Raw genomic sequence first — 15,674 nt, 5'->3', positions numbered from 1 at the left:
ATTTTTCTGATCAAAACTTTAGAAGAAAAGCGGCGCCCAACATAAAAAGCACTTCTCTCAAAAGAAAGAAGTGCGTAATGAACAGGAATTTTGCAGCATAAACCAATATGGGCCATTCTGCCTGATCCGCACACCCATCCTCGTAGGCTGAAACAGTTTCACGCTTCATGGCAGGTCTCCTGGCTTAGGTTCATTGTCCCGTTACATCCTTCCCATCTCATTTGACAGTGGATAAATGTTAACGTAATAGGACTTCCCTTTACAGTGGCGGGACCGCTCCGGACTTTCACCGGCTTCCCTTTTAAGCTGAATTCCGAGAAATTCAACACCATAAAACTTATGTAATTATTTCGAAAATTCTCGTATAGTGTACCATAAAGAAATAATTCCAGCTACACTCTCTTTTTTTTTTTCACTAAAATCGCAGAGAGGAAAGGCTTATGGCTGGATTTACACTATTAAACTTTTCTAAACAGTCGGAATAAACTATTGAATTTTGCTAAAGTTGTTATATGATAGATAAGGTTAGCTATAATTGTATAATAAAACCAAATATTTCATTTTAAAAGTGCTCTTGTGTGAATATGCAAGGGATAATAGGGAAATCGGTGAAAATCCGATGCAGCCCCCGCTACTGTAAACGCTGATGAATTTGTCGATAACCACTGGCTTAAAGCCGGGAAGGGACAAAGTAAAATGAAGCGTAAGCCAGGAAACCTGCTTTTGAAATTGTATGATACTTTTCGGAGGGAAAGGTAGAAGGACTATGACGATTTTGGGAGATTCAGCATATTTGCGGAAGGCTTCTCATTCATATAGTTTTTTAAACCTTGACTCTTATGTTAAGGTTTTTTATTTTGCCTTTTCCCTGAACTCAGGAGGAAGAAGATGACTACTTGGAACTTGAAGGGTACAAATACGCATTTGTTGATTTGCAATGGAAGCAGTTGCATGAAAAAGGGTGGGGAAGAAGTAACTCAAGCGATTCGCGATGAAATTACTTCAAAGGGACTGGATTTGAAAATTCATACAACCAGGACTCGCTGTAACGGAAGATGTAAGGATGCCTGCGTTGTGATTGCCTATCCCCAAGGGAAATGGTATCGAGTGGATTCCCCTGACTTTGGTCGGCAGATTGTGCGTACTATCGATGATGGGGAGTTTGTACCTCAAATGATTTATCAATTTACTGATGGGGAAATGGCCCCTAATCCTGATTTTCCTGCTCATACAGGTATTTCAAAGAACAAATCGTAAAAGGAGATGTCTTAATGAGTACAAACGGTAAATTATTCGTCGTGGGCTTTGGACCAGGGAATTTTGAACACATTACCAAACGTGCTGTCGAAGCCCTTCAAGAAAGTGACTACATCATTGGTTATAAAACTTATGTTGAACTCATTCAGGGACTGCTTACAGATCAAACGATCATTAGTACGGGGATGACTGAAGAGGTATCACGTGCTCAGGAAGCAGTCAAACAAGCGGAGTTGGGAAAAAAAGTGGCTGTCATTTCCAGTGGAGATGCCGGTGTTTACGGAATGGCAGGGTTGGTTTATGAAGTATTGATTGAAAAAGGGTGGAAAGAAGAAACGGGGGTAGGCATTGAAGTCATTCCTGGTATTTCTGCCATTAATTCATGTGCGTCTTTACTTGGGGCACCAGTCATGCACGATTCGTGTACGATCAGCCTCAGTGATCATTTAACTCCTTGGGACCTAATCGCTAAAAGGGTGGAAGCAGCTGCAATGGCTGATTTTGTCATTGCCCTTTATAATCCGCGCAGCGGCAGGCGGACTAGGCAAATTGTTGAAACACAGAAAATTCTGCTTCGCTACCGTTCGCCAGATACACCTGTCGGGTTGGTGAAAAGTGCTTATCGCGATCGGCAGGATATTGTCATAACCAATTTGAAAGATATGTTGAATCACGATATTGGAATGTTGACCACCGTCATTATCGGTAATTCATCCACCTTCTTATACGATGACAAAATCATCACACCAAGAGGTTATCAGAGGAAATATACATTGAATTCGGAAAAGCAAACATTGAAGCCGCATCAGCGTCTGCAAAAAGAAGCAGAACCGTGGGCATTAGATCAAGAAGCCGATTCCATGCAAGAAACCTTAACCGAGCCTGCTGGAGGAGTTGGATTACTTACAAAAGCACCAGAAAAGAAGTCCGCTTCTTTTGAAATGGCAATGGAAGCCTTGTCAAGAGTGAAGGGTCAAACCGTTCAGCAATCCATTAAGCCGATTGTCCAGCAAAAAATGGAGTCGGTATTCGAACTTGCCGTAAGTCCAGGTGTGGCGAATAAACAATTCACTCCCAAACAAATGATGACACTGGCGGAAGTTGTCGGGGAAAAGGGAACGATGGAATACACGCCAAATCATAAGATCGTTTTAAAGATCCCGACAACGGACCCGGAAGTCATTACGGGGAAATTGCAATCAGCAAACTTTCTATTATCGCCGATTGGAGATGTACTGACATTAAAAGCCTGTGATTTCTGTGATGGTGAAAAAGCGGAATCCATACCATATGCGGATGAAATACACCGGGTGCTTGGCGGAATGAAAATGCCTAAGGAACTGAACATCGGTTTTAATGGGTGTGGAATGGCTTGTTATAGCGCCGTGATGGATGACATCGGGATTGTCTTCCGAAAAGGGAAATTTGACTTATTCCTTGGAGCTAAACCAGTTGGAAGAACAGCCCATCCAGGTCAGCCGGTTGCGGAAGGCATTGATCCGGAACAGCTTGTTGCATTGATCACGGACATTGTAGAAGAGTATAAGCAAAATGCCCATCCAAATGAGCGGCTGTTTAAATACTTCAAACGTGCCAAAAAGATTCAGAGTTATTCTTATCAGGACATTGCTCCCAAAATACACATAGAGCCTGCGCCTTGTGAAGACTAATTTAAAGAGGGGGAAAGTAAATGAAAGCAGTATTATTCGTAGGTCACGGAAGCCGCTTGGCTTCAGGAAATGAAGAGGTCCTCAAGTTTATTGAAAATATGATTCCGGCAATGGATGACGCCTATTTGGTTGAAACGTGTTTTTTGGAATTTGCAAAACCGAATATATCCAAAGGTATTGAAAATTGTGTAAACCGGGGCGCTACGGAAGTTATCGTCATACCGATCATTTTGTTGCATGCAGGACATTCAAAATTACATATCCCAGCTGAAATAGAGGATGGGAAAACCAAGTATCCAGAAGTGAAATTCACATATGGTCAAACGATCGGGGTCCACCATGATGTATTGACGATCCTGACAGACCGACTTGAGGAAGCCGGCTTCGATACATCCTCGGAACAAGCTGAGACAGCAATATTGCTAATTGGCCGAGGAGGCAGTGATGCTGATGCAAATAGTGATATCTATAAAATTTCACGATTATTATGGGAAAAATTAAACGTTAAATGGGTCGAAACAGCGTTCATGGGTGTAACGGACCCGCATGTTGATGAAGGCATTGAACGATGCATCCGGTTGGGGGCAAAAAAAATAGTGATGCTGCCATATTTCCTCTTCACGGGGGTGTTAATGGAAAGAATGGAGGATATGCTGAAAGGCTATCAAGAGCAATATCTTGATCGGGAATTTATTTTGGCGAAGTATTTTGGGTATCATCCAACCTTACAGAACATTCTGCAAGAACGTGTAACGGAAGCCAGTGAAGGCAAATCAAGCGGGGCACGTGATATGGAAAATTATCGTCTATATGTTGAGGAACATGGACATGCGCATCATCACCATCACCATGATGATGAACATGGCCATCACCATCATGACCACGATCACGATCATGACCACGATCACGATCATGACCATGATGAACAAGCGGTGGGGACGTCAAAATGATTTTGTTCTTAGCGGGTACAAGTGATGCAAGGGAATTAGCGATTGAAATGCAGCAGGCTGGATTCCGGGTTTTGGCAACTGTTGTAACCGAGTCGGCGGCAAAGAGTTTGCAAGATGCAGGAATATCCACCCGGATTGGCCGATTAACTGCAGAGGATATGACCTCTTTAATCACTGAAAAAGGTTTTCAGGCTGTAGTTGATGCAAGTCACCCATTTGCGGAAGAAGCATCAAAAAACGCACTTAACGGAGCAAAGGAAGCAAATGTTCCTTATATTCGTTATGAGCGTGAAAGTCAACGGTTTCAGAATGACAAACTGATAGTGGTTCGTGATTATGAAGAAGCTGCTAAGCTTGCCGCCGTAAAACGGGGAGTCATCATGCTCACGACCGGAAGTAAAACCCTGGCTGTCTTCGCAAAAGAATTGGTAGGGCTCGATAATACTAGAGTGATAGCGAGAATGCTGCCACGCATGGATAATATGGAAAAATGTGCGCAGCTAGGCATTGAACAAAAAAATATCGTTGCGATTCAAGGTCCATTTTCCAAAGAATTAAATAAAGCCCTATATAAACAGTATGGCGTCACATTGATGATAACGAAAGAAAGTGGCAAGGTCGGTGCGGTTGATGAGAAATTGGAAGCCGCGTTGGAATGTGGAATAGAGACGATTATGATATCAAGGCCAGATGTTGACTATCAAAATGTTCATTCCAGTTTTGATCATGTTATTGCCGAGTTGAATAATCAGTTGAATAAATAATAGGAGGAATGCAAGATGGATTTTAAAACGGATTTCAAACCACTAACGGTAGATCCAGACAAAATATATGATTATAGTTTTTCAATGATAGCTGAAGAAATGGGCGATCATGATTTTTCTGAGGATGAATGGAAGATCGTCCGCCGGGTCATTCATGCTTCAGCTGATTTTGAATTGGGAAGAAGTGTCATCGTCCATCCAAATGCCATTCAAGCTGGTGTGGAAGCCATTCGCAAAGGTAGACATGTCATTGCGGATGTGCAAATGATCGAGAGCGGTACAGGCAAAAAAAGATTTCAAAAACACGGGGGGGACGTTCATTGCTACATTTCAGATCCAGATGTGATGGTCGAAGCAAAACGTTTGAATACGACAAGAGCGATCATTTCGATGCAAAAAGCGGTAAAGGAAAATGAAGGGGGCATTTATGCCATTGGCAATGCACCTACAGCTTTACTTGAGCTCATTCGCCTTATTAAAGAAGGGATTGCAAAGCCGGACTTAATTATTGGAATGCCTGTTGGGTTCGTTTCTGCAGCGGAGTCGAAAGAGGAACTGGCTAAGATCACAGAAGTGCCATTCATTACGAATATTGGCCGAAAAGGTGGAAGTACTGTCACGGTTGCAGCATTGAACGCAATTTCCCTTTTAGCTGATAGTTAATAAACATGGAAAAGAAAGTAAAAAAAGATCCCTCACAAATGCGTCATGGGTATACGACGGGGGCATGTTCGACAGCCGTGACTAAAGCGGCATTGACCGCTTTGATCACGGGGGATGCCCTTGAGGAGGCTACGATTTCCTTGCCGATCGGCCGTGATGCCACTTTCACCATTGAGAGATATGATATATCGGAAAATTCGGTTAGTGCAGAAACGATTAAAGATGCTGGAGATGATCCAGATGCCACCCATTTGGCACATATCATTTCTACTGTCAGCTGGTCGGATGCTCCTGGGATCATCTTGGATGGAGGGATTGGTGTGGGGCGAGTGACCAAACCCGGGCTTCCCGTTCCTGTAGGGGAAGCGGCCATTAATCCTGTACCGCGCAAAATGATCTTATCCACTGTGCAGCAAACATTGGAAGAATTTAAGATTGATAGAGGTGTGAAAGTCGTTATCTCCGTTCCGGCAGGTGAAGAAATTGCAAAAAAAACATTAAATGGGCGCTTGGGGATTGTGGGAGGCATTTCCATTTTGGGAACAAGGGGCACCGTCGTCCCTTTTTCCAGTTCCGCCTATATGGCAAGTATCGTCCAGGCTATCAGTGTCGCCAAGGCGAGTGGGTGTGAGCATCTTGTCCTAACCACTGGGGGGCGGAGTGAAAAGTATGCAATGGGCCTTCTTCCTGATTTACCTGAAGAAGCCTTTATTGAAATGGGTGACTTTGTAGGATTCTCGCTAAAGCAATGTAAAAGGCAGGGAATTAAAAAGGTGTCATTGGTCGGCATGATGGGGAAATTTTCAAAAGTTGCCCAAGGTGTAATGATGGTCCATTCAAAAAGTGCTCCGGTCGATTTCGGATTTCTATCGGAAATTGCCCAAAGCGTCGGAGCTGAAGAAGAACTGGTTCTTGAAATCAAGAATGCAAACACCGCTTCACAGGTAGGGGACATGATGTCAGAGATTAATAATTTTGAATTTTTTAATAAACTATGTGAATCCTGTTGTCACTCTGCAATAAAGCAAGTGAAGGGTGACATTGAAATGGAAACGGCGATTTATTCGTTGAAAGGACAATTATTGGGAAGGGCTGTTGGAATTGAGTCAATCGATGAAATTAATCGGGATAGGGGATAACGGTCAGGAAAGCTTACTGCCTCAATATGCCCAATGGATAGAAGAAAGTGAAGTGCTGGTCGGAGGTGAGCGGGTCTTATCCTTCTTTCCGAACTATTCTGGCAAAAAGATTATCATAAAGGGCGGTTTGAAAACAGTTGTAGAACAACTGCAGGAGGAAACTCGCCCAACTGTTATTTTAGCATCCGGTGACCCATTATTTTACGGAATGGGAGGCTATCTTTCCAGCAAAATCAACATGGAAGTTTACCCATATTTCAGTTCCATTCAACTTGCTTTTGCAAAAATGGGTGAGAGCTGGCAAGATGCTTTTCTTGTTAGTGTACATGGTCGCAGTATGAAAGGGCTGGCACAAAGGATTGATGGGAAAGCAAAAGTTGCCTTGCTTACTGACGTTGAAAATAGTCCCAACCAATTGGCTAAATATCTCCTTTCGTATGGAATGACAGAATATCGGGCATTTGTGGCCGAAAATCTTCAAGGGGAAACGGAAACCTCAGGTTGGTATGAACTTGATGAAATGATGGAGCGTGAATTCTCCCCGTTGAACGTCGTCATTTTAAAACGGAAATCAGAAGGGCCGAGTTGGTCATTAGGGATAGAAGATGAAGAATTTTCACAGCGGAAGCCGGATAAAGGCCTCATAACCAAAAAGGAAATTCGAGTATTAAGCCTGCATGCATTGAAGCTAAAGAAAAGCAGTATAGTTTGGGATGTTGGGACTTGTACGGGATCCATGGCAATAGAAGCAGCTAAGCTTGCACCTGAAGGCCAAATTTATGCAATTGAAAAAAACGAGCCTGATTTAGAAAATTGTTATCAAAATCAACGTAAATTTCGTACCGATTTAACAGCGATTCATGGAAAAGCTCCGCAAGGCTTGGAAACCTTTCCAGATCCAGATGCGATTTTTATTGGCGGGACTGGCGGCGAAATGGTAGATCTAATCAATACTTGCTGCAAAAGGCTGAAAGAAGGAGGCAGAATCGTTCTTAACGCTGCAACAATAGAGAATCTTTACAGGGCTAATGAGGCATTTGGTGAAGCCGGGTTTGACACGTCCATCATGCATGCGCAAATCTCCAGAAGTAAGCCGATATTGGGAATGAACCGATTTGTACCGCTTAATCCGGTTTATATCATAACTGCAAAACGAAAGGAAGACACAAATGAGTAATCTTGGTACATTATATGGCCTTGGGGTAGGTCCGGGCGATCCAGAGCTTATTACAGTTAAGGCATTTCGCGTGATTCAGGAATCTCCGGTCATTGCGTATCCGAAAAAAAGAAAAGGAAGTAAAAGCTACGCCCATCGTATCGTTGAAGTGTACATTCGTCCTGAAGAGAAGGATATGCTGGGCCTTGTATTTCCGATGACGAAAGATCAAGCGATTTTGGATCGGGAATGGAACGGAACGGTTGAAAAGGTTTGGCAAAAATTAAATGAAGGAAAAGATGTTGCTTTCGTTACGGAAGGTGATCCTCTTTTATATAGTACGTTCATACATATGATGAAATTGATGCAGGAGCTGCATCCAGAAGTCGAAATCAAGACAGTCCCAGGCATTTCTTCGTTTAATGGATCTGCGTCAAGGTTGGGCATCGCTTTGGCTGATGGGGATGATCATGTCGCGATCGTTCCTGCAAGAGATGATTATGAAGCGATGAAGAAGGCGATTGAAGATCATGATGCCGTGGTGTTCATCAAAGTGGCAAAAGTCATTGATTTAATGATTACTGTTTTAAAAGATTTAGACTTGCTTGAAAAGGCATCGGTCGTAACCAAAGTCACATCCGATGAAGAAGTGATTTGGAAAGTAAGTGAATTGGAAGGACTAGAACTGGAATATTTAACATTGATGGTGGTGAGGAAATGAAGATATATATTGTAGGTGCCGGCCCGGGCGATCCGGATTTGATTACTGTAAAAGGATTGAACATTCTCCAAACGGCTGATGTGATCTTATATACGGATTCATTAGTGAATGAGGAATTGATTGCTAAGGCAAAACCCGATGCCGAGGTCCTGAAAACGGCTGGCATGCATTTGGAAGAAATTGTTGACATTATGGTTGATCGTGTTAAAGCAGGAAAGATGGTTGCCAGAATCCATACAGGTGATCCTGCTATGTACGGTGCAATTATGGAGCAGATTGTCTTATTGAAGAAAGAGGATATTGGTTATGAGGTGATTCCTGGCGTAAGTTCGGTATTCGCTTCAGCAGCGGCTATTGGTGCCGAGCTGACGATACCCGATTTAACCCAGACTCTTATTTTAACGAGAGCTGAAGGACGTACACCGGTTCCGGAATTCGAAAAATTACGGGATTTAGCGAGTCATCATTGTACGATTGCCCTTTTCTTGAGCGCGACCTTAACCAAAAAAATCGTCAAAGAACTCCAGGCAGCCGGTTGGAAAGATGATACGCCTGTTGCCGTCATTCAACGGGCAACATGGCCGGACCAAAAAATTGTCCGTACCACTTTATCGAATCTTGACGATGATATGCGCAAAAATGGCATTCGTAAGCATGCCATGATCTTGGCAGGCTGGGCCTTGGACCCCAATATCCATGATAAAGATGAGTATCGTTCAAAACTATATGATGCGAGCTTTACCCATGGTTACCGAAAAGGGGTCAAGCCATGATCATTGAATTGAAAGAAGAGGAGCTTGCTCCCATTAAGACATCACATTCCTATGCAATCGTGGCAATTACTAAGCATGGGGTTCAACTAGCCCGAAACTTACATACCGTTTTTTCAAATGCCGATCTTTATTACATGAGCAAGTTTGAAAAAGGGGACGAGGAACGGAAACAGATCCAGCTTTTTTCGGGAAGTGTCCGTATGCTTTTACCAGCCCTATTCAAGGAGTATAAAGGAATCATTTTAATTATTTCACTCGGAGCGGTCGTCAGGATGATTGCCCCCATTTTAAAGGATAAGAAAACGGATCCAGGTGTGGTTGTCATTGATGACAAGGGAGAAAATGTTATCAGCGTATTGTCAGGGCATCTTGGAGGTGCAAATGAACTGACTAAGGAAGTCGCAGCAGCCCTTGACGCAAATGCTATAATCACGACGGCTTCAGATGTACAAAAAACGATTCCTGTCGACTTATTCGGCCAGCGCTTTGGCTGGATTTGGGATTCTGCAGAAAAATTGACGCCAGTAAGTGCATCCGTTGTTAATGAAGAGCATGTCGCTGTTGTACAGGAGTCAGGTGAACGGAACTGGTGGTCGTATGAAACGACATTACCTGAGCAAATTATCGTATACCCATCCATTGAAAAAGCGCTTCAAGCAAAGCCACAAGCAGCTCTGGTCGTGACTCACCGATTGCTTAGAGAGTCGGAAAAGAAGATCTTGGAAAATGGTATCGTTTATCGTCCTAAAGTCATTGTTCTCGGTATTGGTTGCAATAGGGGAACATCGACTGCTGAAATTGAGCAGGTAATTGCAGAAACACTTGCGGAATTATCGTTTTCCATAAAAAGTGTTAAAGCGATCTGTACAATATCTTTAAAGAAAGACGAAATTGGTTTGATTGAAGTAGTGAAGAAGTTTGGCTGGGAATTTGTGCATTATGAACCAGTAGAGCTTAATCAAGCTAAAATCGAAGCGCCATCCGACACAGTATTTAAATACACAGGGGCATACGGTGTGAGTGAACCAGCTGTTAGAATTTATACAAAAGCGGAACATTTGGTACTGGTCAAGAAAAAGTCGGGGAACGTCACCATATCAGTTGGGATCATTCCTTTTTAAGAAGGGGGGAAACATGAATGAGCGATAGAAGATTGGTCATCGCGGGTACCGGAAGCGGTGTCGGAAAAACGACATTGACAATCGGGATCATGGCAGCTCTACAGAAGCAAGGCTATACCGTTCAAGGATTCAAATGTGGTCCTGACTATATTGATCCAACCTATCATACCGCAGTTACAGGACGTACTTCACGCAATCTTGACAGTTGGATGTTTGAACACGATACCGTTCGCGAAATACTTAACAAAGCAAGTATAGGAGCTGATATTTCAATCATCGAAGGAGTCATGGGCTTTTTCGATGGCAAAAGTCCTTTATCGAATACAGGGTCGACGGCTGAAATCAGCATGATCACCCAAAGCCCTGTCTTGTTGATTGTCAACTGTGCCAGCATGGCGCGGAGTGCCGCCGCCATTGTTAAAGGGTTTCAGGACTTTTCAACCGGTCCGAACATCATTGGGGTTATTGCCAATCAAGTGGGCAGTGAGGGGCATTACAACATAGTCAAAGCGGCCATTGAGCAAGAATGCGATGTTCCGGTGCTGGGATATATGAAGCGGGAATTGGATATTAATATTCCTAGCCGTCATTTGGGTCTAATTCCTGCTATTGAGCGCGGGGAACTTAACCCGTTTTTCGATAAACTTGCACAATTAGTCATGGAAACCATCGATGTCGATCAGTTGTACCGTTTGTCTAAGACAAGTGCCGTTTCAAGTGGAAACTCAAATATATTTCAGCCCCAAAATAAAAAAGGCGTGTGCATTGCCGTCGCAAAAGATGCAGCCTTTAATTTTTATTATCAAGAAAACCTTGAGTTGCTCGAAGCGAAAGGGGCGAACATCAAGTATTTTTCTCCATTAAAAGGGGATGAAGTTCCATTGGAAGCTGATGGTTTATACCTTGGAGGCGGTTTTCCTGAGGAATTCGCAGCCGAACTTTCCGGTAACGTGAGTGCTATTAGATCCATCAGAAGCTCCATTGATAAGGGGATGCCGACTTTGGCGGAATGTGGCGGTTTCATGTTTTTGAGCCAATCGATTGAAACCACTTCCGGAGAAACGCATCAGATGGCAGGGGTGATTCCAGGCAGGATTAGAATGCAGAAAAAGCTTGCAGCACTTGGATATCGTGAAATTACCGGAACTCCAAGCAATTTTTTAATCAAGGATCATGAGCAGGCAAAAGGTCATGAATTTCATTATTCGACATTTGAAGCAAATGCTGAACTTCCACATGCGTATGAGGCCAAAGGCAGATTCGGCTCGAAACAAGAGGGATGTGTATTGGGTAACCTTGTTGCTGGGTATACTCACTTTCATTTTGCATCCAATCCAACGCTTGTCGAGAATTGGATGGATGCTTGCTTACAACAAAAAAACGGATCTAACAAGGAAAAGATATTTTTTGAAGATTAAGAGGAGGCACGAGCATGAAACCGGGAAAAGTACATCTGGTCGGTGCGGGTCCCGGAGATCCGAAACTGATTACGGTATATGGACTGGAATGTATCCAAAAGGCGGATGTCATTGCATATGACAGGCTAGTCAATCCAGAACTATTAACCTATGCAAAAGAAAACGCAGAACTAGTATATTGCGGGAAATCACCAGGGAGACATCATCTCATACAAAATGAAATTCATGAACTTTTAGTAGAAAAAGCCTTGCAGGGAAAAAATGTAACTCGTCTAAAGGGCGGAGATCCATTTGTCTTTGGGCGGGGTGGGGAGGAAGCCGAGATACTGGCTGCCAATGGGATTGAATATGATATCGTCCCAGGAATCACAGCGGGAATCGCGGCTCCGGCTTATGCGGGTATCCCGGTTACCCATCGTGATCATGCGTCTAGTTATGCGATTGTGACAGGACATGGACGTGATTACAAGGGGCAAGATAACCTGAATTGGCAGGCATTGGCTCAAGGAATCGATACCATCGCCTTTTATATGGGAATAGGGAATATGCCGTTTATCTGTGAAAAATTGATGGAGCATGGCAGGGACGGTAATACGCCAGTGGCCGTCATTGAATGGGGTACGACACAAAAACAAAGGACGATCACCGGTACGTTGAATTCGATTCCTTTGCTAGCTTTGAAAGAAGAGTTTCAAAATCCGTCAATCTTCCTAGTAGGCGATGTCGTCCAATTAAGAGAAAAAATCCAGTGGTTTGATAGAATGATTGAATCAGAGTCCATTATTGAAGGGAATGAGTCGGAATGTCCATCATTCAAGAATTGAAGGAACGCAGAGCAATAAGGAATTACGAAGATAAAGACGTGGAAGATGAAAAAATCAGGATGCTATTGGAAGCAGCTACATATGCCCCTAACGATCGACTGCGTGAACCGTGGGGTTTTTATGTCATCAAGGGAGAAGCTAAGCTCCGTTACGAAAGGTTGGCTGAAAGTTATTTACATGAACGCTTCCCGACCAAACCAAAATTGATTGACAGTTCACTGGAAGTTGTAAAGACGACACCGCTTATCATTGTTGTGACTTCTGATTTGCTGCCAGACGATCCGGATTCATCCGAAGACAATGTTTTTGCCTCTTGCTGTGCTGTCCATTCGATGTGGCTTGCCGCGAAAGAACTTGGTCTTGGATTCGTTTGGCGTACTAGGGGAGTGGGTCTTGTCAGGGATGAACGACTGCACGGGTTTATCGGTTCACCGGAAAACAAAAAAGTGATCGGCACCATTTTTGTTGGATATCCAAAAGATGATCAACCAGTTCCTGCTACTAAAAGGACTTCATACATAGAAAAAACAGTTTGGCTATGAAGGTGGGTTAGATAATGGCACGCAGAGGATTAATGCTTATTTATACGGGAAATGGGAAAGGGAAAACGACTGCTTCATTAGGGGTGACTTTACGGGCAATCGGAAGGGGAATGAATGTTAAATTCCTTCAATTCATAAAATCACCAGAACGTACATATGGAGAAGCGTTGGCATTAAATAAATTAGGCGTTAAAATGGAACAGCTTGGGATTGGTTTTACATGGACCAAGACACCAGAAGAGCATCGCCGCGCATTATCGTTAGCATGGGAAAAGGCGAAACAGGCTCTGAGTGATCCTGACATCGATCTACTCGTCCTGGATGAGTTGAACAATGCATTAGCCATCTCCAAATTCCAGATTGAAGATGTCTTGCCACTGGATGACATTATCGAAACGATTCGTAATCGTCCCGCTCATATGCATGTAGTCATTACCGGTAGGGATGCCAAGCCAGAGCTGATGGAAATGGCGGATTTGGTTTCATCCATTGAGGCGACCAAGCATTATTATGACGAGGGCATCGGCGCTGTCAAAGGATTAGAGTTTTAGGGGGTGGTCGAAATGAAGGCACGATCCATTATGATTCAGGGGACGTCATCCGATGTAGGGAAAAGTTTGATTTGTACGGCATTTTGCCGGGTTTTTTCCAATAAAGGATTTCGTGTCGTCCCATTCAAATCACAAAACATGGCTTTGAATTCTTATGTAACCTTGGATGGCGGTGAAATCGGGCGGGCTCAAGGAGTGCAAGCAGAGGCAGCACGAATCACGGCAACCACTGATATGAATCCAATACTACTGAAACCGAAGCAGGATATGGTTTCGGAAGTCATTGTGCACGGAAAACATTTTCTTGATATGAATGCAAAAAGCTATCGAAATCAATTTGTCCAGGAAGCCATGCCTATCATTCGTAAATCAGTGGAGAAACTTCAAGATGAATATGATATCATCGTGCTCGAAGGAGCAGGAAGTCCTGCTGAAATTAACCTTAAGGACCGGGATATTGCAAATATGCGAATGGCAAAGCTTGCGGATGCTGCTGTCATTTTAGTTGCTGATATTGACCGTGGTGGAGTATTTGCATCCATCATTGGGACACTTGCCTTATTGGATCAAGATGAACGCGATTGTGTAAAGGGAATCATCATCAATAAATTCCGTGGCATGCGTGAATTATTGGACGACGGCATTGAATGGGTCGAAAAGGAAACCGGTATTCCGGTTCTCGGAGTGCTTCCCTATTTAGAAGTGAATATAGAAGCGGAAGATTCATTGGCACTCTCTTCCCTACGCTTTAAAAAACCTAAAACAGCTGAGTTTCCTATCGATGTAGCAGTCTTGAGATTTCCGCGGATCTCCAATTTTACCGATGTCGATCCTTTTTTTGATGAACCCGGAGTGGGTGTCCGGCTTGTAGGAAGTATCCATGAGTTAGGTAATCCTGACCTTCTTATTTTGCCGGGTACAAAAAACACGATGGAAGATTTAGAGTGGATCATGCGCATGGGATTGGATGGCCCCATTAAAAAACTACGTGAACAAGGAACAATTATTTTTGGTATATGCGGCGGGTTTCAAATGCTTGGAACTAAACTTTTCGATCCTGACGCAGTCGAAGGCAATGGAGAAAACGCAGTAGGACTTTCGCTTCTACCGGTGGAAACCGTCTTTCAAGCAGATAAGAAAACGGTACAAATGGAAGGTGTCCTTTCTGCTGGGGTAATGGAAGGTGAAATGAATCTGAACGGTTTCGAAATCCATTTAGGCAGAACGACTTTGGAATCAGAAGTAAGGCCTTTTCTTTTATTGAAGGATGGAAGAGAGGATGGAGCCATATCCACTGACAACAAGGTCATGGGCACATATCTTCATGGAATTTTCCATAATCGCTTGTTTACTAGATTACTAGTTAACCAAATTCGAAGGAACAAGGGGTTGGAGGAAGTGAAGGAAAACGTTCAAAGCGACTTAGAGCGTAGGGAAGAAGCGTATAATCTATTGGCTTCCCATTTGGAAGAAAACATTGATATGGAAACCATCTATCAATGGCTGCAGCTGGAAACCACGGAAAGTTGAAAAATGGTCACGGAAAAATCATTTTATCCTGTTGATCAAAGCCTTTTAACCACTGAAAACACATTGGGAAAAGGTTAAAATTCCTTTTATTTAGCCATATTAAGTGACAGACGTATATAAGATATGTTATGTTGTCTTCTCTACATACTTTAAAGAATATAAAAGGATGAGGTGTTCATATGAATAAAACAGAATTAGTGAGCAGTGTAGCAGCACAAGCTGAACTAACAAAAGAAGACGCAAAAAAAGTAGTGGATGCATTGTTTGAAACAATCACGACTACACTTGCTAAAGAAGAAAAGATCCAACTAGTTGGTTTTGGTACATTTGAAGTGCGCGACCGTGCAGCTCGTACAGGAAGAAACCCACAAACAGGTGAAGAAATACAAATTGCAGCCAGCAAAGTACCAGCTTTTAAAGCAGGTAAAGAATTAAAAGAAGCTGTAAAATAAAATATGTATGAAGAAAAACCCCGGAGATGAAATATCGCCGGGGTTTTTTGTAGTGACATTTTCGTTAGATGATTCCCACTTCCCCTAGTCTTTACTTATCAATAATTACAATTTAAAGTAGAATAAAGTGGAAAAGTTTAATA

17 protein-coding genes and 2 riboswitches are annotated in these 15,674 nt (G+C 43.0%); of the genes, 16 read left to right on the top strand and 1 reads right to left on the bottom strand.

The annotated features are described in order from the left end of the window. Positions 1–10: 10 nt before the first annotated feature. Positions 11–169, bottom strand: coding sequence for a hypothetical protein (locus LQ203_RS05510; protein WP_230156419.1), 159 nt, complete (start codon positions 167–169; stop codon positions 11–13). Next, positions 152–348: riboswitch (cobalamin riboswitch) on the bottom strand. Its footprint overlaps the gene before it by 18 nt. 201 nt (positions 349–549) lie before the next feature. Then, positions 550–740: riboswitch (cobalamin riboswitch) on the top strand. Between the two features lie 148 nt (positions 741–888). Here LQ203_RS05510 and LQ203_RS05505 point away from each other — a divergent pair. The 16 genes from LQ203_RS05505 (at position 889) to LQ203_RS05430 (ending at position 15,531) form a co-directional block, all read left to right on the top strand. Continuing rightward, positions 889–1,257, top strand: a complete 369-nt coding sequence (locus tag LQ203_RS05505) for a (2Fe-2S) ferredoxin domain-containing protein (RefSeq protein ID WP_230156417.1) — start codon at positions 889–891, stop codon at positions 1,255–1,257. A 14-nt stretch (positions 1,258–1,271) separates the two neighbouring features. Then, positions 1,272–2,927 (top strand): precorrin-3B C(17)-methyltransferase, encoded by a 1,656-nt coding sequence (gene cobJ / locus LQ203_RS05500; protein WP_230156415.1) that lies wholly within the window; start codon positions 1,272–1,274, stop codon positions 2,925–2,927. A gap of 20 nt (positions 2,928–2,947) precedes the next feature. Beyond that, positions 2,948–3,877: a sirohydrochlorin chelatase gene (locus tag LQ203_RS05495; RefSeq protein WP_230156413.1), complete on the top strand. Its 930-nt coding sequence runs from the start codon at positions 2,948–2,950 to the stop codon at positions 3,875–3,877. Further along, positions 3,874–4,641, top strand: a complete 768-nt coding sequence (cobK, locus tag LQ203_RS05490; RefSeq protein WP_230156411.1) for a precorrin-6A reductase — start codon at positions 3,874–3,876, stop codon at positions 4,639–4,641. The genes LQ203_RS05495 and cobK overlap by 4 nt, the downstream gene beginning before the upstream one ends. 15 nt (positions 4,642–4,656) lie before the next feature. Then, positions 4,657–5,304: a precorrin-8X methylmutase gene (locus LQ203_RS05485; RefSeq protein ID WP_230156409.1), complete on the top strand. Its 648-nt coding sequence runs from the start codon at positions 4,657–4,659 to the stop codon at positions 5,302–5,304. Positions 5,305–5,309: 5 nt separating this feature from the next. After that, complete coding sequence (locus LQ203_RS05480; RefSeq protein WP_230156407.1) at positions 5,310–6,443, top strand: cobalt-precorrin-5B (C(1))-methyltransferase; 1,134 nt, start codon at positions 5,310–5,312, stop codon at positions 6,441–6,443. Then, positions 6,406–7,620: a precorrin-6y C5,15-methyltransferase (decarboxylating) subunit CbiE gene (cbiE, locus tag LQ203_RS05475; RefSeq protein ID WP_230156405.1), complete on the top strand. Its 1,215-nt coding sequence runs from the start codon at positions 6,406–6,408 to the stop codon at positions 7,618–7,620. Before LQ203_RS05480 ends, cbiE begins: the two co-directional genes overlap by 38 nt. Next, positions 7,613–8,320 carry a precorrin-2 C(20)-methyltransferase gene (gene cobI / locus LQ203_RS05470; protein WP_098371853.1) on the top strand — a complete coding sequence of 236 codons (708 nt, stop codon included), beginning with the start codon at positions 7,613–7,615 and terminating at the stop codon, positions 8,318–8,320. The genes cbiE and cobI overlap by 8 nt, the downstream gene beginning before the upstream one ends. Beyond that, positions 8,317–9,093 carry a precorrin-4 C(11)-methyltransferase gene (gene cobM, locus LQ203_RS05465; RefSeq protein ID WP_230156403.1) on the top strand — a complete coding sequence of 259 codons (777 nt, stop codon included), beginning with the start codon at positions 8,317–8,319 and terminating at the stop codon, positions 9,091–9,093. Before cobI ends, cobM begins: the two co-directional genes overlap by 4 nt. Further along, positions 9,093–10,214 carry a cobalamin biosynthesis protein gene (locus tag LQ203_RS05460; protein WP_230156714.1) on the top strand — a complete coding sequence of 374 codons (1,122 nt, stop codon included), beginning with the start codon at positions 9,093–9,095 and terminating at the stop codon, positions 10,212–10,214. Before cobM ends, LQ203_RS05460 begins: the two co-directional genes overlap by 1 nt. A 17-nt stretch (positions 10,215–10,231) precedes the next feature. Continuing rightward, a complete protein-coding gene (locus tag LQ203_RS05455) occupies positions 10,232–11,632 on the top strand; it encodes a cobyrinate a,c-diamide synthase (RefSeq protein ID WP_230156401.1) in 1,401 nt (466 codons plus the stop codon). A gap of 14 nt (positions 11,633–11,646) precedes the next feature. Continuing rightward, complete coding sequence (cobA, locus tag LQ203_RS05450) at positions 11,647–12,456, top strand: uroporphyrinogen-III C-methyltransferase (RefSeq protein ID WP_230156399.1); 810 nt, start codon at positions 11,647–11,649, stop codon at positions 12,454–12,456. Continuing rightward, positions 12,435–12,998, top strand: a complete 564-nt coding sequence (locus LQ203_RS05445; protein WP_230156397.1) for a nitroreductase — start codon at positions 12,435–12,437, stop codon at positions 12,996–12,998. Before cobA ends, LQ203_RS05445 begins: the two co-directional genes overlap by 22 nt. Before the next feature lie 14 nt (positions 12,999–13,012). Continuing rightward, on the top strand, positions 13,013–13,549 hold the full coding sequence (locus LQ203_RS05440; RefSeq protein ID WP_230156395.1) for a cob(I)yrinic acid a,c-diamide adenosyltransferase: 537 nt from the start codon (positions 13,013–13,015) through the stop codon (positions 13,547–13,549). A 12-nt stretch (positions 13,550–13,561) separates the two neighbouring features. Continuing rightward, positions 13,562–15,079, top strand: coding sequence for a cobyric acid synthase (locus tag LQ203_RS05435; RefSeq protein ID WP_230156394.1), 1,518 nt, complete (start codon positions 13,562–13,564; stop codon positions 15,077–15,079). Positions 15,080–15,258: 179 nt separating this feature from the next. Next, positions 15,259–15,531: an HU family DNA-binding protein gene (locus tag LQ203_RS05430; protein WP_230156393.1), complete on the top strand. Its 273-nt coding sequence runs from the start codon at positions 15,259–15,261 to the stop codon at positions 15,529–15,531. Positions 15,532–15,674: the final 143 nt, after the last annotated feature.

Source organism: Peribacillus sp. Bi96 (assembly GCF_918698115.1).
Taxonomy (GTDB): Bacteria; Bacillota; Bacilli; order Bacillales; family DSM-1321; genus Peribacillus.
This window is presented reverse-complemented; position numbering and strand designations above follow the sequence as displayed.

Coding starts and splice junctions, on each gene's coding strand:
- LQ203_RS05505 (WP_230156417.1), top strand. CDS start 889: ATGACTACTTGGAACTTGAAGGGTACAAATACGCATTTGTTGATTTGC.
- LQ203_RS05435 (WP_230156394.1), top strand. CDS start 13,562: ATGAAGGCACGATCCATTATGATTCAGGGGACGTCATCCGATGTAGGG.
- LQ203_RS05495 (WP_230156413.1), top strand. CDS start 2,948: ATGAAAGCAGTATTATTCGTAGGTCACGGAAGCCGCTTGGCTTCAGGA.
- cobM (WP_230156403.1), top strand. CDS start 8,317: ATGAAGATATATATTGTAGGTGCCGGCCCGGGCGATCCGGATTTGATT.
- cobK (WP_230156411.1), top strand. CDS start 3,874: ATGATTTTGTTCTTAGCGGGTACAAGTGATGCAAGGGAATTAGCGATT.
- cobI (WP_098371853.1), top strand. CDS start 7,613: ATGAGTAATCTTGGTACATTATATGGCCTTGGGGTAGGTCCGGGCGAT.
- LQ203_RS05455 (WP_230156401.1), top strand. CDS start 10,232: ATGAGCGATAGAAGATTGGTCATCGCGGGTACCGGAAGCGGTGTCGGA.
- cobA (WP_230156399.1), top strand. CDS start 11,647: ATGAAACCGGGAAAAGTACATCTGGTCGGTGCGGGTCCCGGAGATCCG.
- cobJ (WP_230156415.1), top strand. CDS start 1,272: ATGAGTACAAACGGTAAATTATTCGTCGTGGGCTTTGGACCAGGGAAT.
- LQ203_RS05440 (WP_230156395.1), top strand. CDS start 13,013: ATGGCACGCAGAGGATTAATGCTTATTTATACGGGAAATGGGAAAGGG.
- LQ203_RS05480 (WP_230156407.1), top strand. CDS start 5,310: ATGGAAAAGAAAGTAAAAAAAGATCCCTCACAAATGCGTCATGGGTAT.
- LQ203_RS05485 (WP_230156409.1), top strand. CDS start 4,657: ATGGATTTTAAAACGGATTTCAAACCACTAACGGTAGATCCAGACAAA.
- LQ203_RS05445 (WP_230156397.1), top strand. CDS start 12,435: ATGTCCATCATTCAAGAATTGAAGGAACGCAGAGCAATAAGGAATTAC.
- LQ203_RS05510 (WP_230156419.1), bottom strand. CDS start 169: ATGAAGCGTGAAACTGTTTCAGCCTACGAGGATGGGTGTGCGGATCAG.
- LQ203_RS05430 (WP_230156393.1), top strand. CDS start 15,259: ATGAATAAAACAGAATTAGTGAGCAGTGTAGCAGCACAAGCTGAACTA.